The following is a 17,720-nucleotide window of genomic DNA, read 5'->3' as shown; positions in this document are numbered from 1 at the left end:
AAAACGTGCCTGTGACAGGCGTTTTCGTTTAAATATCAAGTATTTTTCAGATATGGCTATTTTTTAGTAATTTAATAAAATTTTTTCTTATATAATTGAATTATGCTTAAAAATTTAAAGAAAAATTTTATTATTATCGACCTTGAAACAACTGCCGGAAGTATCGAAGAAACTAAGATAATTGAGTTCGGCGCACTAAAAATAGTCAACTGAAAAATAGTTGATGATTTTAATTTTTTAGTTAAGTACCAAGAAAAAGTTGTTAATAAGGGATTTGTGGTTAACAGAATTACAAATCAAGAATTAGATAAAAAAGGTAAATATTTAGATAAAGTGATTGACTATTTTGAAAACTTTAGAGATGGTTTTCAAATAGTAGCTCACGGCGGTAGAGATAATGATTTTAAGATTCTTGAAAAAGTTTATAAAGAACTTGGTTTAGTTTTTAATACTGATGATGCATTGTTAATTGATAGTTTTGATCTTTTTTATGATTTTATAAAAAGCACAACCGATCAAAAAGTTGGTTGTTCTTTAGAAAACATGTGTAAAGTTTTTAAGGTGGAAGAAGAAATTGAACATAGAGCAGTTGCTGATTGTAAATCTTTATTTAGATGCTTATGTGGATTAAGAGATAAAGATTACAATCCTAATATTTTCGAGGAACTAGCAAATGAAATAAGAGCAAGAAAACTCAGAAAGAAAGAAAATGCTTTATGAGCTTTTAGAAGAAGAGTTGCTAAACTTAAAGTAGAATCTAAAAAACTTGAAGATCTAAAATTTTCTTTTTTATTTAGTGAAATAGAGCAAGATGATCAAAACAGCGTCAAAGAAGCTATTTTATTAAACTCGGGTTTAATTGAAGAAGATTGAAAAAAATCTGATGTTGTTTTAGTTGATAAAGATTTAGATCAAGAACAAAAAGAGAATTTTAACAAAGAAAATATTATAGCTTACAATGTAAAAGAGTTTGTTGTTATATGTCTAAACATTAGCCAAGAAACAAAATTTAAAGACATTGTAGAATCCAAAAGAAGAAGAATTTCACAAGACAATCAGAAAGAAGAAAATAAAGAATAAATGAACCAAAACAAAAGAAAAAACGCTTTATTAATAAAAGCGAAAAAGAATAAAAAGGATGAGTTTTATACTCAACTTAAAGACATAGAAAGTGAATTACAATATTACAAACAGCACTTTAAAAATAAAGTTGTTTTGTGTAATTGTGATGATCCTTTAAGCAGTAATTTCTTTAAATTCTTTGTAGATAACTTCAAAGAGTTAGGACTAAAGAAACTAATCGCTTCTTGTTATTTAGAAAATCAAAGAGGTTATTATTTTGAATATAACGGAACAGAAACAGAAACCAAAAACCCTACTTTGGATGATGTTATTTATTTTAAAAATGATGGCGATTTTAGAAACGAAGAAACAATTGAGTTGCTAAAACAAGCTGATATTGTTGTCACAAATCCTCCATTTTCTCTGTTTAGAGAATTTATTTTACAGCTTGTTGAGTTTAATAAAGATTTTTTAGTTATTGCAAATATTAATGCAATAACATACAAAGAAATCTTTAAGTTAATTAAAGAAAATAAAGTATGATTAGGTATTAATTTTGGAAGAGCAATTTCTGGTTTTATTGTTCCTCAAGACTATGAGTTATATGGAACAGAAGCATTTATTGATGCTCAAGGAAATAGAATAGTAGCAACAAACAATTGTCTATGATTAACAACTTTAGATAACTACAAAAGACACCAAAATATTGAACTTAAAATGCAATATTTTGGTAATGAAGTCTATTTTCCTAAATATGATAATTATGATGCTATAAACATCAATAAAACAAATGAAATCCCTTATGACTACAAAGGTCATATGGTAGTTCCGATCACTTTTCTTAATAAATTTAATCCAAAACAATTTGAGATCATTAAATTTAGAAAAGGTAATGATGATAAAGATCTAAGTATTAATGGCAAATGCCCTTATTTTAGAATCTTAATCAAAAACAAACTCATTAATTCTTAAAAAACTCGTTATAGTCTTTTATAACGAGTTTTTTTAATTTTAGATCTTTGTAGTTGACTAATTTGCTTTATTTAATTTTATTACAAAGGAATTTGTTGGGTATTGTCTATCATTTTCAATTACAACATAATTTGTATTTGAGCCATTACTTGATTGTTCTTCTTTTTTGTTATTGATTGAATTTTTAGATTGACTAAAACGATATATTAAACTATGATCTACTGTTTTAAAATCGCTTTCTTTTTTAGGAGTTGCATATGCTTTTAAAACGCCTCTATGCCCTTCTTTTTCATTTATAAAATTAAAATCTTGAGACTGAATTCTAGTTTTTTCTAATTGAGCTAGAGAATAAATTTGTAATAGCGGAATCTCATTAGTATTATTTTTAAAATATTCATTTATTTTTTGAAAATTCGAAACTTCAGACAAATCAAATTCTAAATTAACATAACCCTCTTCTTTTTGGATATCTCTTAAATAAAAAGCCTTATTTAAGATTATTGAAGAAACAGCTTTAGAATCTTTAAAATAATTAATAAAATAAGTATTGATATATTCTTATGTAAAAAGGAAATTATTAAATATTGTTAAAAAAAACATAATTTTAAAAAGATTAGCATCATAAAAGTTTTTGACATTTTATTGACAATTAGTTAATATGCAAAAGGAAAAATTTATGCTATAGTAATCTTTTTTTCCTAAATTTTTCCTAAAGAGGCTATTTTTTGCAAAAAATTTCTATTCTAGAGAGGATAAGTCTCCAGAAAGGATTAAAATGAAACAATTTTTAACATTCCAACAACAACTAAAAAGACTAAAAGAAGTCAAAAATATGAAAACCAAACCAACTCAAGAACAAGAAATAATCAACTATTTAGAGCAAAACAACTATGTGCATTTTTTCACACCTTTTAAACCTGTTTTTGCAGAAATAAAAGACGAAACAGAACTTAATTGAGAAGAAGTTTTCGAAGATTGAAAAGGCAAAAATAAGTATTACAACTTCTTTAAGCAACTTTATAAAACTACTCCAAACAACGATCACATTTACAAAAACTGATTTAGTTTTGAAAAACTCAAATATTTTAATGAGAATAACAAAAAGTTTTCTGACTATCTTTTAATGGGTATTCTAAAATTAGAAAAGAAAATCAAGAGTATATTATCAAACTTTATTGCTAAATGAATTTTTGAAACAGATAATTCTAACTTTAAAGATCAATATGATAAGTGAATTGAATTTCTTGAAACAATTTGAATCAATAAAGAAGGCTTTCAAAAATTCAAATCTAAAATCGACCATAAATCAAATTATGTTTGATTTGATATTGAAAATCTAACTTTAGGTAATTTACAATATTTACTTGAAAATCTATTAAATGATAATAATTTTTTTCTTTCTAACAAAGAAAAAATAGAATTAAAATTTAAAATTTTTGGAAGACACATTAATTATAACAAAATGATTAAACTTCTCTCATTTTCAGTGAGGTTAAGAAATTTTTTAGCACACTCTAAAAATCTTCAGTATTTTTACATTTTAGAAGTAAATGACATCATTAGAAAAGAAATTTCTAAAAAAGATTTTAAAATAGTAATTAAAAAATATAAGCAGAGTAAGTTTATATATTTCTTTTCGAGTAATGAAGGTGTAATTCCTCATTCGTTTGATTTATTAATTGCAAAGCAAAATAAATCAATAAATGAAATGATTCAAGAAGACTTTAAATTCCTAATTCATATTTTAAAAAAGGCGTTTTAAAAAGCCTGCTCTATAAGAGCAAGCTTTTCACTGTTCAACATATTCGTCATTTAAGTCGAAGATACGTTGAGCCGCTAAGGAGCGACCATCTTCCAATAATTAAATACTACCACAAAAAATAAGTTTATGCAAGAAAATAATTTATTTTTTGTTATATAGTTATTTGTTTTACATAAATGATTAAAAGAAAAGGATAATAATGAAACAATTTTTAACATTCCAACAACAACTAAAAAGACTAAAAGAAGTCAAAAATATGAAAACCAAACCAACTCAAGAACAAGAAATAATCAACTATTTAGAGCAAAACAACTATGTGCATTTTTTCACACCTTTTAAACCTGTTTTTGCAGAAATAAAAGACGAAACAGAACTTAATTGAGAAGAAGTTTTCGAAGATTGAAAAGGCAAAAATAAGTATTACAACTTCTTTAAAATCTCTTTATAAAACAAACGAAAACAACGATCATATTTACAAAGTGTGATTTAGTTTTGAGAAACTAAAATATTTTAATGAGAATAACAAAAAGTTCACTGACTTTCTTTTAATCGGTATTCTAAAATTAGAAAAGAAAATCAAGAGTATATTGTCAAACTTGAAAACACAAAATTATCTTATATGATAAGGTGCAATTTTTGGTTAATTTTGATGGTTCTAAAGGAGCTATACCATTTACTTTTGACATATTGCTAAAAGATAAAGATATTTCAATAAATAATTTAATTTTAAACGACTTTAAAATTTCTTATAAATGTATTAAAAAAGAATTTTAAAAACCTGCAATAAGCAGGTTCTCACTGTTCTGGATATTTGCACTTAAGCAACAGATAGCCAAGAGCCGCTAAAGAGCGACCATCCTTCGATAATTAAATACTACCACAAAAAATAAGTTTATGCATGAAAATAATCTATTTTTTGTTATATTGAAATATATTATTTATTCTTTAACTAAAAAGGTTACAAGCTGTAACCTTTTTGCTTATTATTTAATTTTGGATAATTCTTGCTCTATTTCTTCTATTGAAGGTAAGCTATTTTTGTATTCTTCTTTAATGAATTTATTGATTTCATATTTGCTTATTCCGATAGGTTGAGAAATGTTTTCTAAAGAATATTCAGCAACTACATCATCTTTATCTTTGCAGATTAAGATTCCGATTGTTTGATTATCTTGTTCTGTTCTTAGTTGTTTATCAACGGCTGTAACATAGAAGTTGAGCTGTCGTATAAATTCGGGTTTAAATTTTTCTGTCTTAAGTTCTATAACAACATAGCTTCTTAATTTAAGATGATAGAAAAGTAGATTGGTGTAAAACGAACTGTCTCCCACTTTAATGCTATATTGTCTTCCGATGTATGAAAAACCTGTTCCTAATTCTAATAAAAAGTCTGTTATTTGCTTTATTAAAGAATCTTCTAGATCTCTTTCGTTGTATTTTTCTGTTATTGTAAGAAAATCAAAGTTATAAGGATCTTTTAGTGTTTGTTTAGCTAAATCAGACTGAATTGAAGGAAGTTTTGCATCGAAGTTTGTGATAGCTTTTCCATACTTTGCAAAAAGATTAGACTCAATTTGATGTTCTAAAACATTTCTGCTTCAACCGTTTTCAATTGTCTTTTGAATATAGAATAAAGCTTCCTCGATTGTTTTTGATTTATACACAATCTCTTTATTGTGTTCTCAAGGAATGAGTTTGATTTTGTTTAGAATCTCTTTTTGTGTTTTTGTAGTTTTATTATTGTTAGTATAAAATTTATACCAATGTCTAATGTGCTTGAGGTTTTCTATTGAAAATCCCTTTGCAAAAGGAAATCTTCTTTTAAGATCTAAACTTAATGATTTAAGAAAATCTTCTTCTTGACTTGTGATTTCTTTTGAAATGTTTCAATACAATTGCAATAGTTGTGAATTAACTTCAAGGGCTGCATTGTATTGATGGTTTTGGATTTGATTAGTTATGTTATTTAATCATTGTTTATATTCTCTATTTAGCACTTCTTCTCTTTGTTTCATAAATCCTTAAGACTAAAAATCTTCGAATTCTCAGTAGTATTCTTTGTATTCTTCTCTTGCAATCTTTCTCGCTCAAGCTCTTAGATATTTTCTGTGAAAATATGGAGAAAAGTCAGGATATCTTTTCTTGATTTCTTTTAAATTGTTTTCTAGATCATCATAGATATCAGGCATGATTGCATCAATGCCTTCATCTCAGTTATAATACCTATAAACATTTTCATCTGTTGCATAGAAACGCAACAGATAAGCATTGATGTAGTAATAATCAATTTTGTCTAAATTATAAAGATCTTTATTTTCTAAATCAGGGACATAAACAATATCAAAAGCATAATCTTTGTCTTTTACAGTTCTGTGTTTTTGTTTGTTATTAGTTATATAAATTCCTTTTAGATCATATCGATCAACATTGATAAACAGAACATCTTTAATACCAAGCCTAATAAAAACATTGTTTTCTGCTGTTGGATAACGGTGATTAGATTTTCTATAGATTTCATAAAACTGAACTCAAAAAGCTTCTTTATATCTTTTTGTCTCTCTCATTTTAAACCTCTTTTAGCAATTTATTTAATAAACTAATAAGCAATTCTTTTGATATGTTTATATTTAATTCTGCGTTTATTTGATCAAAGATAGTTGAGTTGTTAGCATCATTAACATAAACTATTAAATAACTTAAATATTGTTCTAAAGTAACGCTTTTTTCAAAGCGTTTTAAATAAAACATATTGGATAAAATTTGGATTAGCTTTTTGATATCAACTTCAAATTTTTTTAGCATTCAAATTAAATCTGTTAGATTTTGTAATTCTTTAACATTTCCGTAGTTATCTAAAAAGTTTTCTGTTTGATCACTTTTGATTTTTTCTTTTTTGATTGCAATAATCTTGTTTGATAAATACTTTTCTAAAAGATAAATATTGATTTTAGTTTGTTGATCTCCAAATTCAAAATTTAGAGCTTCAGTTTCATAGTTTTCAGTTTCATAAACTAAATCAAAATTGATTTTAACACTGAATTCTTCTTTTTGCATTTTAAATTGATAAACATTAAAAACATCATCTACATCGTATTTATCATCGTATAAAAAGAGTTTTAAATCTTTTTCATCTTTAAAAATATCAATTAATATCTCTTTTAAAACTTTGAAATTATTTTCAATGTTTTTAAAATTGAAATCCAAGTCTTTTGGCATTCTAAAATAAAAACTGATATTATTGCTATTTAAACCTTTCAAAAACAAAACATTAGAACCTTCAAGAACAAAATGTTGATTATATTTATCATTATCAAAGATTTTATAAATTATAAAATTCATAAATTCTTGTCTATTTGATATTCTATTAAGTTCCTTCATTTTCTTCTCCTATTAAAGATAGTATTTTGTTTTTAACCGGCCAATTCACTTTCGTAGTCATCTACTATTTTGTAACTATATCCTTTTATTTGATTATATAGTTCTGGATTGCTTCTTTTTACTTTAATTTCTGTTGAATCTCTGCCAAACTGTTTAACATATTCTAATAGAACGTTTAAGTTCTGAATTCCCTTAGAACTAAGTTTTGCATTTTGAGAATCAGCTACAATTCTAAGATTTTGAGTTGATCTTTTATTAGAAAATAGAATTTCTGATTTAGGATCTGCAAAAGGATTTGTATCTAAAATGTCTACAAATTGTGCTTCATTTAATTGGGTTGTTGTTAATTCATAAGTTTGAGAATTGTTGAAAAACTCTATTCTTCTTAATTTTCTTAATCCATTAGATTCTTTATAAATATCTTTAAACACTAAACCTTGTAATGTTTTGATTTGCGGTGCATATTTAAAGGAAATTCCTGTTGGATAGCTATTTCCACCTTCGTTGTGATCTGGATCTAATCCTGCACCATATCCACCTTGGAAGAACGGTTCATTGTTTCTAACAAAATAAACCATTCTTAATCCATTATTAATATCAGCTATTGAATCTGTGTCTTTAAATCCTATTGTATTAAATACAATTCTTGTAGGTATTTTTTCACCTTTTGGATAATCAAAACTTACGTTGTAATCACCTGTCGCAACATAAGCAACTTTTTTAAGTGCTAATGGCGGAATAGATCATTCTTCTTTCAGTGAGTTTCCTGAAGTATATAGTCCTAATTCATCAATTTCTTTACCTTCTAGAGCAAATAGTGCTGATGTATTTTCTGTTTCGAAGAATAGTTCTAGTTGTGGTAGTTTTTGTGGTATTTCTTTAATTATTTTATAGAATGCTTGATTGTGGTCTTTAGAACCAATATTAATAATTTTATATGAAGTAATATCTTCATTAGCAGCAACTAATTTTTTAATTAGTTCTAGAGTTTTAGTGTATCCTGCACGATTTGAAGCATCAATTGTGATTCTAATACCTGTATTTCTTTTTAGTGATGGATCTGGTTCAATTTTATCTAATCTTTCGACTTTGATTCCATCTGTATCAGTTTCAATTCCATAATTAATTCATTTTGGATCTTTGGAAATATTAGTGATTTTTCATCCTTCATATTTTCCTTCTAATAGATCTCCGGGAGTTCTACCAAACTCTGATTTATAACCAAAAGCTCTTCTTGTGTAGTTATCATGAATTAGTCTTGTTATAACTGTGTTGATTAGTGGAGTTGCACTATATGATCCAATTCTACCTTCTTCATCAATATAAACGTTGTAATCTTTATCATTGATTACATAACCTTTAGCTAATAATTCATTAGTTCTAGGTTGTATTTCTGTTATTTTTGATGTTTCAATGTAAGGAAGGATTCTTAATGCTCTTTCTGGAATTAGTGGTTTATCTGGTTTAGATTCATCTACTAATTGGTTGTGTAATTCTTGTTCTAAAACTCTTTTTCCTTCATCGCTTAAAAAGTCTTTAAGTCTTGGGATGTTTTTTAGTAATCTGTGATATTTATCAATAATTCTATCAAAATATCTTTTGTTATTTCCTCCTGGAGTATCATAGTGTCTTCTGATGTCTTCTAATGATTGAAACGCTCCTGGTCCACCAACTTTAAAGTCTTTTAATAAATGTTCTGGTGCATCTTTTCTAAAAGTGTCTAATGCTTGTTTTCTAACTTCTCTTTTTAATTCATCTGTTACTTCAACTGAAGTTATTTCTGAAACTAAAGTAGCAAGATATTCAATTCTGTTAGTAATTCCATTTCTAACATCGTTTTGATTTGGGACTCTTGGTACTAATTCTTTTTTACCTGTAACTCTGACGTTTACATCACCGAATTTAATGTAAAACTCATTATCTTTGAGTGGTCTTGGTTTTGGTTTTGTTTCTTCTTTTGGAGTTGGTTCAGGTTCTTTTTGAGTTGGTTCTTCTTTAGGTGGATCTTGTTCTATAACTTCTTCATGGACTGTATTTTTGTCTTCTGTTTCAATAACCTCTGGTTGTTCATCATCTTTAACTACAGGAGGGAGTGGTTCTGGTTGTTTAGGTGTTTCAATGATAATTTCTTTTGCTGGTTCTTCTTTAGGAGGTTCGAGTTGTTTAATCTCTTCTTTTGGTTTTTCTGGTTCTTCTGGTTGTTTAATATCTTGTTTTTCTTCTTTTGGAGGTTCTGGTTGTTTTGGTTTTTCTTTAGGTGGTTCTTCTGTAATTGGTTTTGGTTTTTCTTGATCTACTTTTATTTCTTCTTTTGGTTGTTGTGGTTTAGGTGTTGGTTTTGGTTGTTCTACTGGTGTTGTTTTAATTGGTTTATTGTTTTTGTCTCTAATGGAGTTTTGTCCTTCTTTAAAAGAAACTCTTCTGTTGTTGAGCTGGATTTGAGTATCTTGTAAAAGATACTTTCTGTCATAAGCATTTTTTGAACTGCTGCTTGCAAAATAAACAGTAGTAGGAACTACTGTTACTGCAATAGAAGGTAAACCAAATATTACTAGTGTTTTAGCTGTTTTAGAAAGTTTCATCATATATCCTTTATTATAGAATTATTATTTATTATTATCTTATTAATTTAATTATATCATTTTGTGTTGAAATGTATATTTCAAAAGGGAATACAATGGATTTTAAAATAAAAAAAACAAGAAAATAAATTCTTGTTTGTTTGTTATTTAAGCTCAAGAGGAATATAAATTTTTTGAGTTCTGCTCTCTCTGTAATATTCGAAAAATGAATTTTTAAAGTCTTCATTACGTACAGCAGCTAGATCTCTAATTAGCAATAATTTAGTATCTATATTTTTTCCATCTTGAAAGTAAGTGTTGTTGGGACTGAAAATTCAATCAATAACTCTATTCTTAAACGCTTGTAAACCAGATACTTCTAAAATCTTTTCTGGTCTTTTTGTGTCTAAATTATATTGATCAAATGTTTCTAGATATGATTTTGAAACTGTTTTAAATGAAATTTCATCAAATCTTCTTATGTTATATAAAGGAATTGCACTTAAACCAGTACCTCCTCCACCAGTTCCATATTTTCTAAATCATTCATCATTTCTTCGTTTTCCATCTTCAGACATTGTTGAAAATCCGAGTGCGGCACTATTTTGGAATGAATTAATATTTCCAATAAGTCCTTTTATTTGTCTTTGAGGGAATGAAATAGTTTTCATGTATGTATCAACAATTTTCAACACTTCATATTGTGTTCTAGCTTGATCAAATTTATAATCAGAAAGGAAATCATCTAATACAGTTTTTGGAACTCATAAGATACCCTCTGGATTTCCTTTACCTCTATTACCTAATCCAAATTCGGTACTTTGAATATCAGCATCTCTTATGAGTTTATCTTTTATTTCTTTTTTAAATTTTGCTAATGGGCTTTCACTGTTATTTATTGCTTTTTCTAAACGATCTAGTATTTCATAGAATTTTTTCTCAGGATTTTTTTCATTATGAAGATTTTTTATTTCATTTTCTTCGTTTTCAAAAGGTTGTTTATATGAAGATGTATCGAATATGTTAAAGTTGCTTGGATCAGGTTGAGGAGCAGTGTCTCTTGCTTGTTGCAGTTTTATTGCTAAATAACCTTTAAATAAACTTTCGCTTCTTGCGTTATTGGCACTTCAGCTATTTCATTCTGCTCCATAAACATTTGGCAGTTGATCTTTATTTCTTTCTAAATCTTCTCTTTCTATTTTTTCTTGTTTTAATATAGCTTCTTGAACTTGTTGTCTTGTTAGTGTTGCAACTCCTGTTGCTTGTGGATTTCTGATTAATTCATTTATAGCAAAAATATTAATACTGTCTTTTGGATTTAGCGAAATTCCGGAACCTAAACTATTATTTGCAGACACAGGACGAACAATTCTATTTAACATTAATGTTTTAGTAATAATTTCAAATTTTAGATTTTCTGTTTCTTCTGCTGAAATTGAAGGATCATTTAATCTTTCTCTATATGAATTTTTTAATGATTGATTTTCAATTTTATTTAAGTATGTTTCTGCTTCTCTCTTGAATTGTTCTTTTTTACCAGAATCAGCCATGTATTGTTTTATTTTAGCTTTAATAGCTCTTAGTTGTTGAACATTTTGTGCACTATCTTTATCTGAATTAAATCTACTTTTAGCAGATTGATCACTCAATTTATTAATTTCATCTTGAACTTTTCTTTTCTCTGCTTCAAATTCAGTATTAATTTTGTTTTGAACGTCTTTTAGTTGTTGTGCTGTTGTTGCGGAACTTAGTTGATTTTGAAGTTCGGTATAAGTAGATGAAACAACAGTTTCTCCATTGTCTCTTGTAAGACCTACTGCTTTAGGCAGTAATGTATTAACAATTGTATTTTTGAGTGTATTAAATGAATTTTCTGCTTTTGTTTTTTCTGCATTAATTGCATTAACATCATCAGATTTCAATACTTTTTTCAGTGAATCATTTTTAGTATTGTCGTCTGTTTGTTTTTCTTTAATTACTCTAATTGCTTGTTCTAATGGAGCTTTAATTTGCTCTGCTTTATTTTTGATTTCATTTGCTCTTTGAACTGTAATATTAGCATTATTTAGTTCTGTTAATCAAGCACCTTTTTTGGTTTCTCCAGCATTTAAACCATTTACAGTTTCTGAAGGTAATGTATTAACAACATCTTTTGCAACTTTTACAACACCAAATGAAACTGCTTCATTTTTAATTGCATTTAATTTTGCAATTGTATTTCTTTCATTTTCTCTGTTTGCATCATTCAACTTAGAATTGAGTTCTCTGTATTTTTCACCGTTAACAGTATTAACTTCATTAACTCTTCCTTGAGCTTCATTTTTAGCTGTATTGTAGTAACCTTCAGCAAGGTTTTTATTTCTATTTAATTCATCTTCATTTACATTTTGTGCATTAACTGCATTTAATAATGTTTGATATTGTGCATGTCCTTGAGCTTTATGAACAGAAGCAAGAGCTTCTTGTTTTTTGTTATTAAGTTCTGTAATTGCCTCTTGTTTTTTAGCATTAATTGCAGCAGTCGTAGAAGCTTTATTAATAGCATCAAGCAATTGAGCTCTTTTAGTATTGCTATTAGATAATTTATTAATTTCGGTTGTTGCTGATGCTTTAGCAGCTAAAAGATCATTAATGTCTCTTCTCAAATCTCTTAATGATTGAACAGTTGTTCAAGCATTTTTACGTTGGATAAATGGAGCTTTAGCTTCATTTGAACCTAATCTATCGATTTTGTTTTGAGCTAACCCTAATTCTCAATCGGTTTCTTGTTTTGCTAAACGATAGGCTTCTTTTAGTTGATCTTGTGTAGTTGCTCTTGCAAGTTCAGCTTTAAGTTCTTCATGAGTTTTTCCTGGTCTTCTGTTTGGATAATTGTCATCATACGGATCTATATCTAATCCAACAGTTTTATTAACTTCAGATTGAGCTTTTGTTCTTTCAGCATTTAATGTATTAATAGCTGATTGCTTCTCATTTTCTATTGGTTGTATTGTTTGAGCCCCTAAAACAGCAGCAAGAGCATTATTTTTTGGTGTTCCTGCTGAAAGTTTATCAACTTCAACTAAAGCTTCATCCATTTTTGGTTTTAGTTGTTTTGCAAGTGCGGCAATTTCATCAATTCTTGCATTTGTTGGTGAACTTAAGTTTGTTTTTGCTCTATTTAATTCTTCTAATAAACGTTGTCTTGTTGTATTAGAAATTCCCGCTCTTTCTGGTAGTGTTTTAACAGCAACTTCAGCAGCAGCAATTTTTGCATCTCTAATTGCTTTTTCTTTTGCTGCTCTTGCTTGTTGAGCAATCTCTTTTAATTTAGCAACTGTATCTCTTTGGTGAGCTTGATTTGATTGAGTTAGTTTGTTGTTAAGTTCTGTGTATTTTGCATTTGCAGATGGATAATGTGTTAATTCATTAACAGCATTTTTTGCTGCTTGTAATTCTCTGTTGTAAATTGCTTCAGCATCAGATTTTGCTTTTTCTAATTCTGCTTGAGTTGCGTTGGCAGTAATTTTAGCTTTTAGAGTGTTATATTGGCTATCGCCATTAATTTTCTCTACAGCACTATTTGCTGCAGTTTTTGCTGTGTCTAAAACTCTTTGTGCATCATTTTTGATACCATCAACTTCAGAAGCACTATTAGAGTTTCTAACTCTATTCGCTCTATCTTGTTGTTGATCTGCTTTTAGTTTGCTAATTACATTAAGAGCTTCTTGTTTTTTCTTAATTAGTTCTACTTTGTTTTTAAAGTCGTTTAATGAACCAATTGTTTGAGTACCATTTGCATTTTTTGTTTCAAATTCTGTTCTTAGAGCTGATTTGAATTCATTTGGTTCTGGAATTGCATTGATCAATCTTTCAACTTCTTGTTTTTTAGGATCAAATTCAGTATTTGAACGATTAATAATATCGTTCATTTTTGCTTCAGTATAGTTAGAACCAGCATTTTGTAAGTCTGTTCTTAAAGTATTTTGTAATCCAGTTGAAGAACCAGTTAGTCTTTCAATTGCTTTTTGAGCATTAGAGTGAGCATCTTGTAGTGTTTGAGTTGCGGCTTGTTTAACTCTGTTAACTTCATCTACTGTATTAGCTGTTTTTAATTGATTTAATTTATCGTTTTTATTAGCTAAACGATCAATTAAAGTTAATGTATCTTTTTTAGCAAGTGCAAGGGCATTGATTTTTTGAATTTCGCTTATTTCATCAATGTCATCACCTTTTAATTTTTCTTTTAGTGCAGTTTTAATTGCTTCTTTAGCTGCATTATCTGAATATGAAATAGAATCAATTGTTGCTAATGCTTTAAGGATTTCGTTTTTCTTGTTATTGAATTCTGCTCTTAAACCATTATTTCCTGTTATAGCATCATTTGTTGTAGCGGCATCAACTCTTGTTTTAAGAGCGTCTCTAACTCTATCAGACATTGCTGCTGGATTTTTTGAAGAAGCAAATTGATCAATTTCTTGTTTTAGAGCATTTTTTAGATCTTGCAGTGATTTATTAGCATCTAATTGACGTTGAATTCTGTTAATAATATCTTGAACAGTTGCTTGATCTTTTGCATTTTGAATTTCTGTGTTGTAGTTTGTTTTTTGATTCTCATCACTCAATTCATTTTTCTTAGATACAGCTTCTTTTTTAAGTCTATCAATTGCATCAAGTCTTGAACTTAAATCATTAACTTCGGCAGCTGTAGTAAATCCTTTTGCTTGATTTTTTAGTTCTTCTTTTGCTGCATCTGATGTATTTTCTAATGAACTAATTTTGTTTAAAACAGCTTTTGTTGCTTCATCTAAACGACTGATATCAATACCTAATAATTGTATTGCATCGGGGTTAGCTGAACTTCTTGCTTCATTTAGTTTTTGTTTTAGAGCATTTTTTGCAGTTTCATTTTGATCTAGAGAATTGATTTTAGTTTCTAGATCTTTATATATTTGTGCTCTGTTTTTTACACCCGCAACTTCAGTTGTTGATTTTGCTGCTTCAAGTTCGTTTTTATATGTTTCTTTAACACCTTGATCACCAATTGTATCAATAATAGCTTTGGCTTCAGCTTTTCTTGTTTTTAGATTCTCTAAAGTAGTTTTCAAGTTGTTTAGAGCTGTTTCTGTTGAAGCTGCTTCTGCTCTTGCTTTGAATTCATTTAATACAGAATCATTGCTATTTCCAATAAATGTTGGATCGTTTTTATCAAGCATTTTCTTAATTTCATCAAATTTTGTTTTGATTGTTTCTGCTTCTGTTTTAACTGCTGCTAAATCTTTTTCATTAGGTTTAGTTGCATCTGGTTGTTCTAGTGTTGCGTCTAATACTTTGTTTTTTAGAGCATTCTTTTGAGCTTCAGATAGTTTGTTTTCTGTTCTTGCATTGTCTAATTCTGTGTTTAGTTCTGTTTTTTTAGTTTCCAGAGCTTGGATTTTGGCTTTAAGATCTTGTAGCTGTTGTTTGTTTGCAACAACATCTACAAGAGCTTTTAGTTTATTTTTAGCATCTGCAGAGTGTAGATCTGAAGCATCAATTAATCCTTTTTGATCATTTTTTAGTTTAGCTAAAGAATCAACAGGGTTTTGGATTTCTTTTGTGATTTGATCTAATTCTTCTATTGTTGTTGCATCTTTGATTCTATTATCAAAAGCATTTTTGTCTGCTTGTGTAAAATCAACATCACCAGCATTTTCTTTAAGTGCTTGTGTTTGTTGTTTCTTTTGCTCAAGAGCTTCAAGTTTTTTAGCAAAATCTTGTAGCTCTTCTAGTGTGTCATTAGCATCTGAATTAAGTTGTTGTTTTAGTTTTTCTTTGGCGCTGTCTGAATTGTTTTGTGAATTGATTAGATCGCTAACTGCTGCGTATTGTGTATTATAAGCATCAATTTTGTTTTTGATGTTTTTTAATTCTTCTTCTGTGTTTGCTTGTTTGATTTCTTCTTTGAAGTTTGTTTTAGCAACAGGGTTTAAAACGTTTTCTAAAGCAGAAACAGCAGCTTCTTTAGCACTCTTGAAGTTTTCAATTGTTTGTTTTAGATCGTTGATTGTTTGGTTTGGTGTTTGGTTGTTGAAACTATCTACTGTTGTTTTTAGTTCTTCAAGTTTAGCTGAAGAAGAAGGGTTATTAGGATCTTGTTGAAGAGCATTGATTTTTTCTTTGATTTCTTCTTTTGCTTTAGTTACTACTTGATCTAATAGTGCACTAATTTCATCTGGTGTTGTTTTAGATGAAATTAGTGTGTTTAGAGCATCATCTTTAAGTTCAGCAGCATCAACTACTTGTGATTTTTCTTTGATTTTTTCAATTGTTTGAGCAACTTCATCTGCTTTTTGTTTTGTTTGATCAATTGTGTTGTTGTCAATGATTTCTTTTTTAAGAGCATCTTTTAGTTGTTGTGATGTGTTTGGTAATTTTTGATCAATGTAATCAAGAGCTTCTTTTTGTTTTTTGATCTCATTTGCTTTAGTTACTACATCATTGATATCTTTGATGCTTAAAGGTTCTTTTTTAAGTTGTTCTTTAAGTTCATTGATTTTAGACTCAAAAGGATTTTGGGAATCTACTTGGACATCTTTTGTTAATTCAGTTACTTCTGCAAGAGCATCTTGTGCTTTTTTGATTTCTTGATCTAAGATTTCTTTAGCTTTTTTAGCTATTTCTTCAAAGTGTTCTTGGCTGAATGAAAGATTCTTAGATTCTTCTAAGTTATTAACTTTATCATTTATTTCTTTTGAACCAGATTCTTTTAGTTTATCAATTGCTTCTTGAGCTTTTTGTTTAGCTGCATCAACAGTCGCTTTAGCTTCTGCTTCTACTTTTTTGATTTCAGCTACTTTTTCAGCTGTTGTTTTGTCAGATTTTTTGATTTGATCAATTTTATCTTGCAACTCTTTTTGTTTTTGAGGATCAGCAAGCTTTTTGATTTCTGCATTTGCAGAATCAACAGCTTCAGCAAGTCCAAGAGCAATGTTGATTTTATCTGAAGTATTTTTTAGTTGATCGCTATTTTCAGCACCATTGATTTCAGCTATTAAATTAGATCTTTCTGGATCTTGAAGATTTGAAGAAACAACCTTGTCTACTAATGCTTTTTTCTGTGCATCAAGTAACTCTTTGTCAGAAAGAGTTTGTTTTAGATTATCAATAATCTCTTTTTTGATTGCTTCAATTTGATCTTTGGTTTTGGCTTCTTCGATTTTTTTGGCAAATTCTTCTTTTTTAGCTGGATCTTTGATGTTTTTGTTGAGAGATTCGGCTTCTTTTTTGTATGGTGTTAGTTTTTGTTCGTTGATTTGATCTTCAATTTGTTGTCTAACTTGATCAACAGCCATTTTATCAATTGCTGCATCAAGTTTGTCTTTTAGTTCTTGTCTTTTAGCAGGATCACTAATGTATTCTAGTCTTTGGTTCGCTTTGTCTCTTGCTTCTTTTAATAAAGCATCTTCAGAATCAATAGCACCTAGAATTTTTGCATAAAGATCTTTAAGTTGGTCGTAACTATTGGTGTCTGCAGAATTATAAAGAGCTACAAATTCTGCTTTTTTGTCTTCAGTTTTAATGTTTGGTAGTGCTTCTTCAATTAGTTTTGCAACAATTGCTTTTGCTTGAATATCAGAGATTTGATCAATGGTTAATGCGTTGTTAAGTTGGTCTTGAAGTTGTTGTTTTTTGTTGTATTGATCAGATAGTTTGTCAATGTCTTTTTTGGTTTGTTGTTTGTTGAAATCTAAACTTTCAATGTTGTTTAATTCTTTTTCTAGTTCAGCTAGTTTTTTAAGGTTGTCTTCAGAATAATCGCCAATTGCATCAAGTTTAGCTTGGAATTTAGCTTTTTCTTTTTCGTTTGTTTTGGCATTGATTCTGTCTTGGAGACGTTGTTTGTAATTATTGTATTCTTGTGCTGGATTTTTTGAGTTTCTTATTCATAAAATAATGGCGGTAATAGCTGAAGCACTAAAAGCTGCTGCAGCTAAACCTAATAGTAGTTTTTTGGCCATTAGTTA

At 28.3% G+C, this 17,720-nt stretch carries 10 protein-coding genes; 4 read left to right on the top strand and 6 right to left on the bottom strand.

What is annotated here, in order from left to right; all coding sequences use genetic code 4:
• Nucleotides 1-102 precede the first annotated feature (102 nt).
• Nucleotides 103-1,080 carry a 3'-5' exonuclease gene (locus JV122_RS01585; RefSeq protein ID WP_205842764.1) on the top strand — a complete coding sequence of 326 codons (978 nt, stop codon included), beginning with the start codon at nt 103-105 and terminating at the stop codon, nt 1,078-1,080.
• A complete protein-coding gene (locus JV122_RS01580; protein WP_205842763.1) occupies nt 1,081-2,034 on the top strand; it encodes an adenine-specific methyltransferase EcoRI family protein in 954 nt (317 codons plus the stop codon).
• 57 nt (nt 2,035-2,091) lie between these two features.
• On the opposite strand, the gene JV122_RS01575 is transcribed toward JV122_RS01580, so the two are convergent.
• Nucleotides 2,092-2,463 (bottom strand): hypothetical protein, encoded by a 372-nt coding sequence (locus JV122_RS01575; protein WP_205842762.1) that lies wholly within the window; start codon nt 2,461-2,463, stop codon nt 2,092-2,094.
• A gap of 346 nt (nt 2,464-2,809) precedes the next feature.
• On the opposite strand from JV122_RS01575, the gene JV122_RS01570 reads away from it, so the two are divergent.
• Entirely contained in the window at nt 2,810-3,796 is a 987-nt protein-coding gene (locus tag JV122_RS01570; RefSeq protein WP_205842761.1) for an Abi family protein, read from the top strand.
• A gap of 199 nt (nt 3,797-3,995) precedes the next feature.
• A complete protein-coding gene (locus JV122_RS01565; RefSeq protein WP_205842760.1) occupies nt 3,996-4,244 on the top strand; it encodes a hypothetical protein in 249 nt (82 codons plus the stop codon).
• A 535-nt stretch (nt 4,245-4,779) separates the two neighbouring features.
• Here the strand turns inward: JV122_RS01565 and JV122_RS01560 are convergent.
• The 5 genes from JV122_RS01560 to JV122_RS01540 all read right to left on the bottom strand — a co-directional run bounded on the left by JV122_RS01560 (nt 4,780) and on the right by JV122_RS01540 (nt 17,714).
• The gene (locus JV122_RS01560) at nt 4,780-5,811 is read right to left on the bottom strand and encodes a PDDEXK nuclease domain-containing protein (protein WP_205842759.1); all 1,032 of its coding nucleotides are present in this window, start codon (nt 5,809-5,811) and stop codon (nt 4,780-4,782) included.
• Nucleotides 5,812-5,823: 12 nt separating this feature from the next.
• Complete coding sequence (locus tag JV122_RS01555) at nt 5,824-6,360, bottom strand: hypothetical protein (protein ID WP_205842758.1); 537 nt, start codon at nt 6,358-6,360, stop codon at nt 5,824-5,826.
• Between the two features lies 1 nt (nt 6,361).
• Nucleotides 6,362-7,174, bottom strand: a complete 813-nt coding sequence (locus JV122_RS01550) for a nucleotidyl transferase AbiEii/AbiGii toxin family protein (RefSeq protein WP_205842757.1) — start codon at nt 7,172-7,174, stop codon at nt 6,362-6,364.
• 32 nt (nt 7,175-7,206) lie between these two features.
• Nucleotides 7,207-9,756, bottom strand: a complete 2,550-nt coding sequence (locus JV122_RS01545; protein ID WP_205842756.1) for a putative immunoglobulin-blocking virulence protein — start codon at nt 9,754-9,756, stop codon at nt 7,207-7,209.
• A gap of 143 nt (nt 9,757-9,899) precedes the next feature.
• On the bottom strand, nt 9,900-17,714 hold the full coding sequence (locus JV122_RS01540; RefSeq protein ID WP_205842755.1) for a hypothetical protein: 7,815 nt from the start codon (nt 17,712-17,714) through the stop codon (nt 9,900-9,902).
• Nucleotides 17,715-17,720: the final 6 nt, after the last annotated feature.

The organism is Mycoplasma procyoni (assembly GCF_017052595.1).
Lineage (GTDB): Bacteria > Bacillota_I > Bacilli_A > Mycoplasmatales > Metamycoplasmataceae > Mesomycoplasma_A > Mesomycoplasma_A procyoni.
This window is presented reverse-complemented; position numbering and strand designations above follow the sequence as displayed.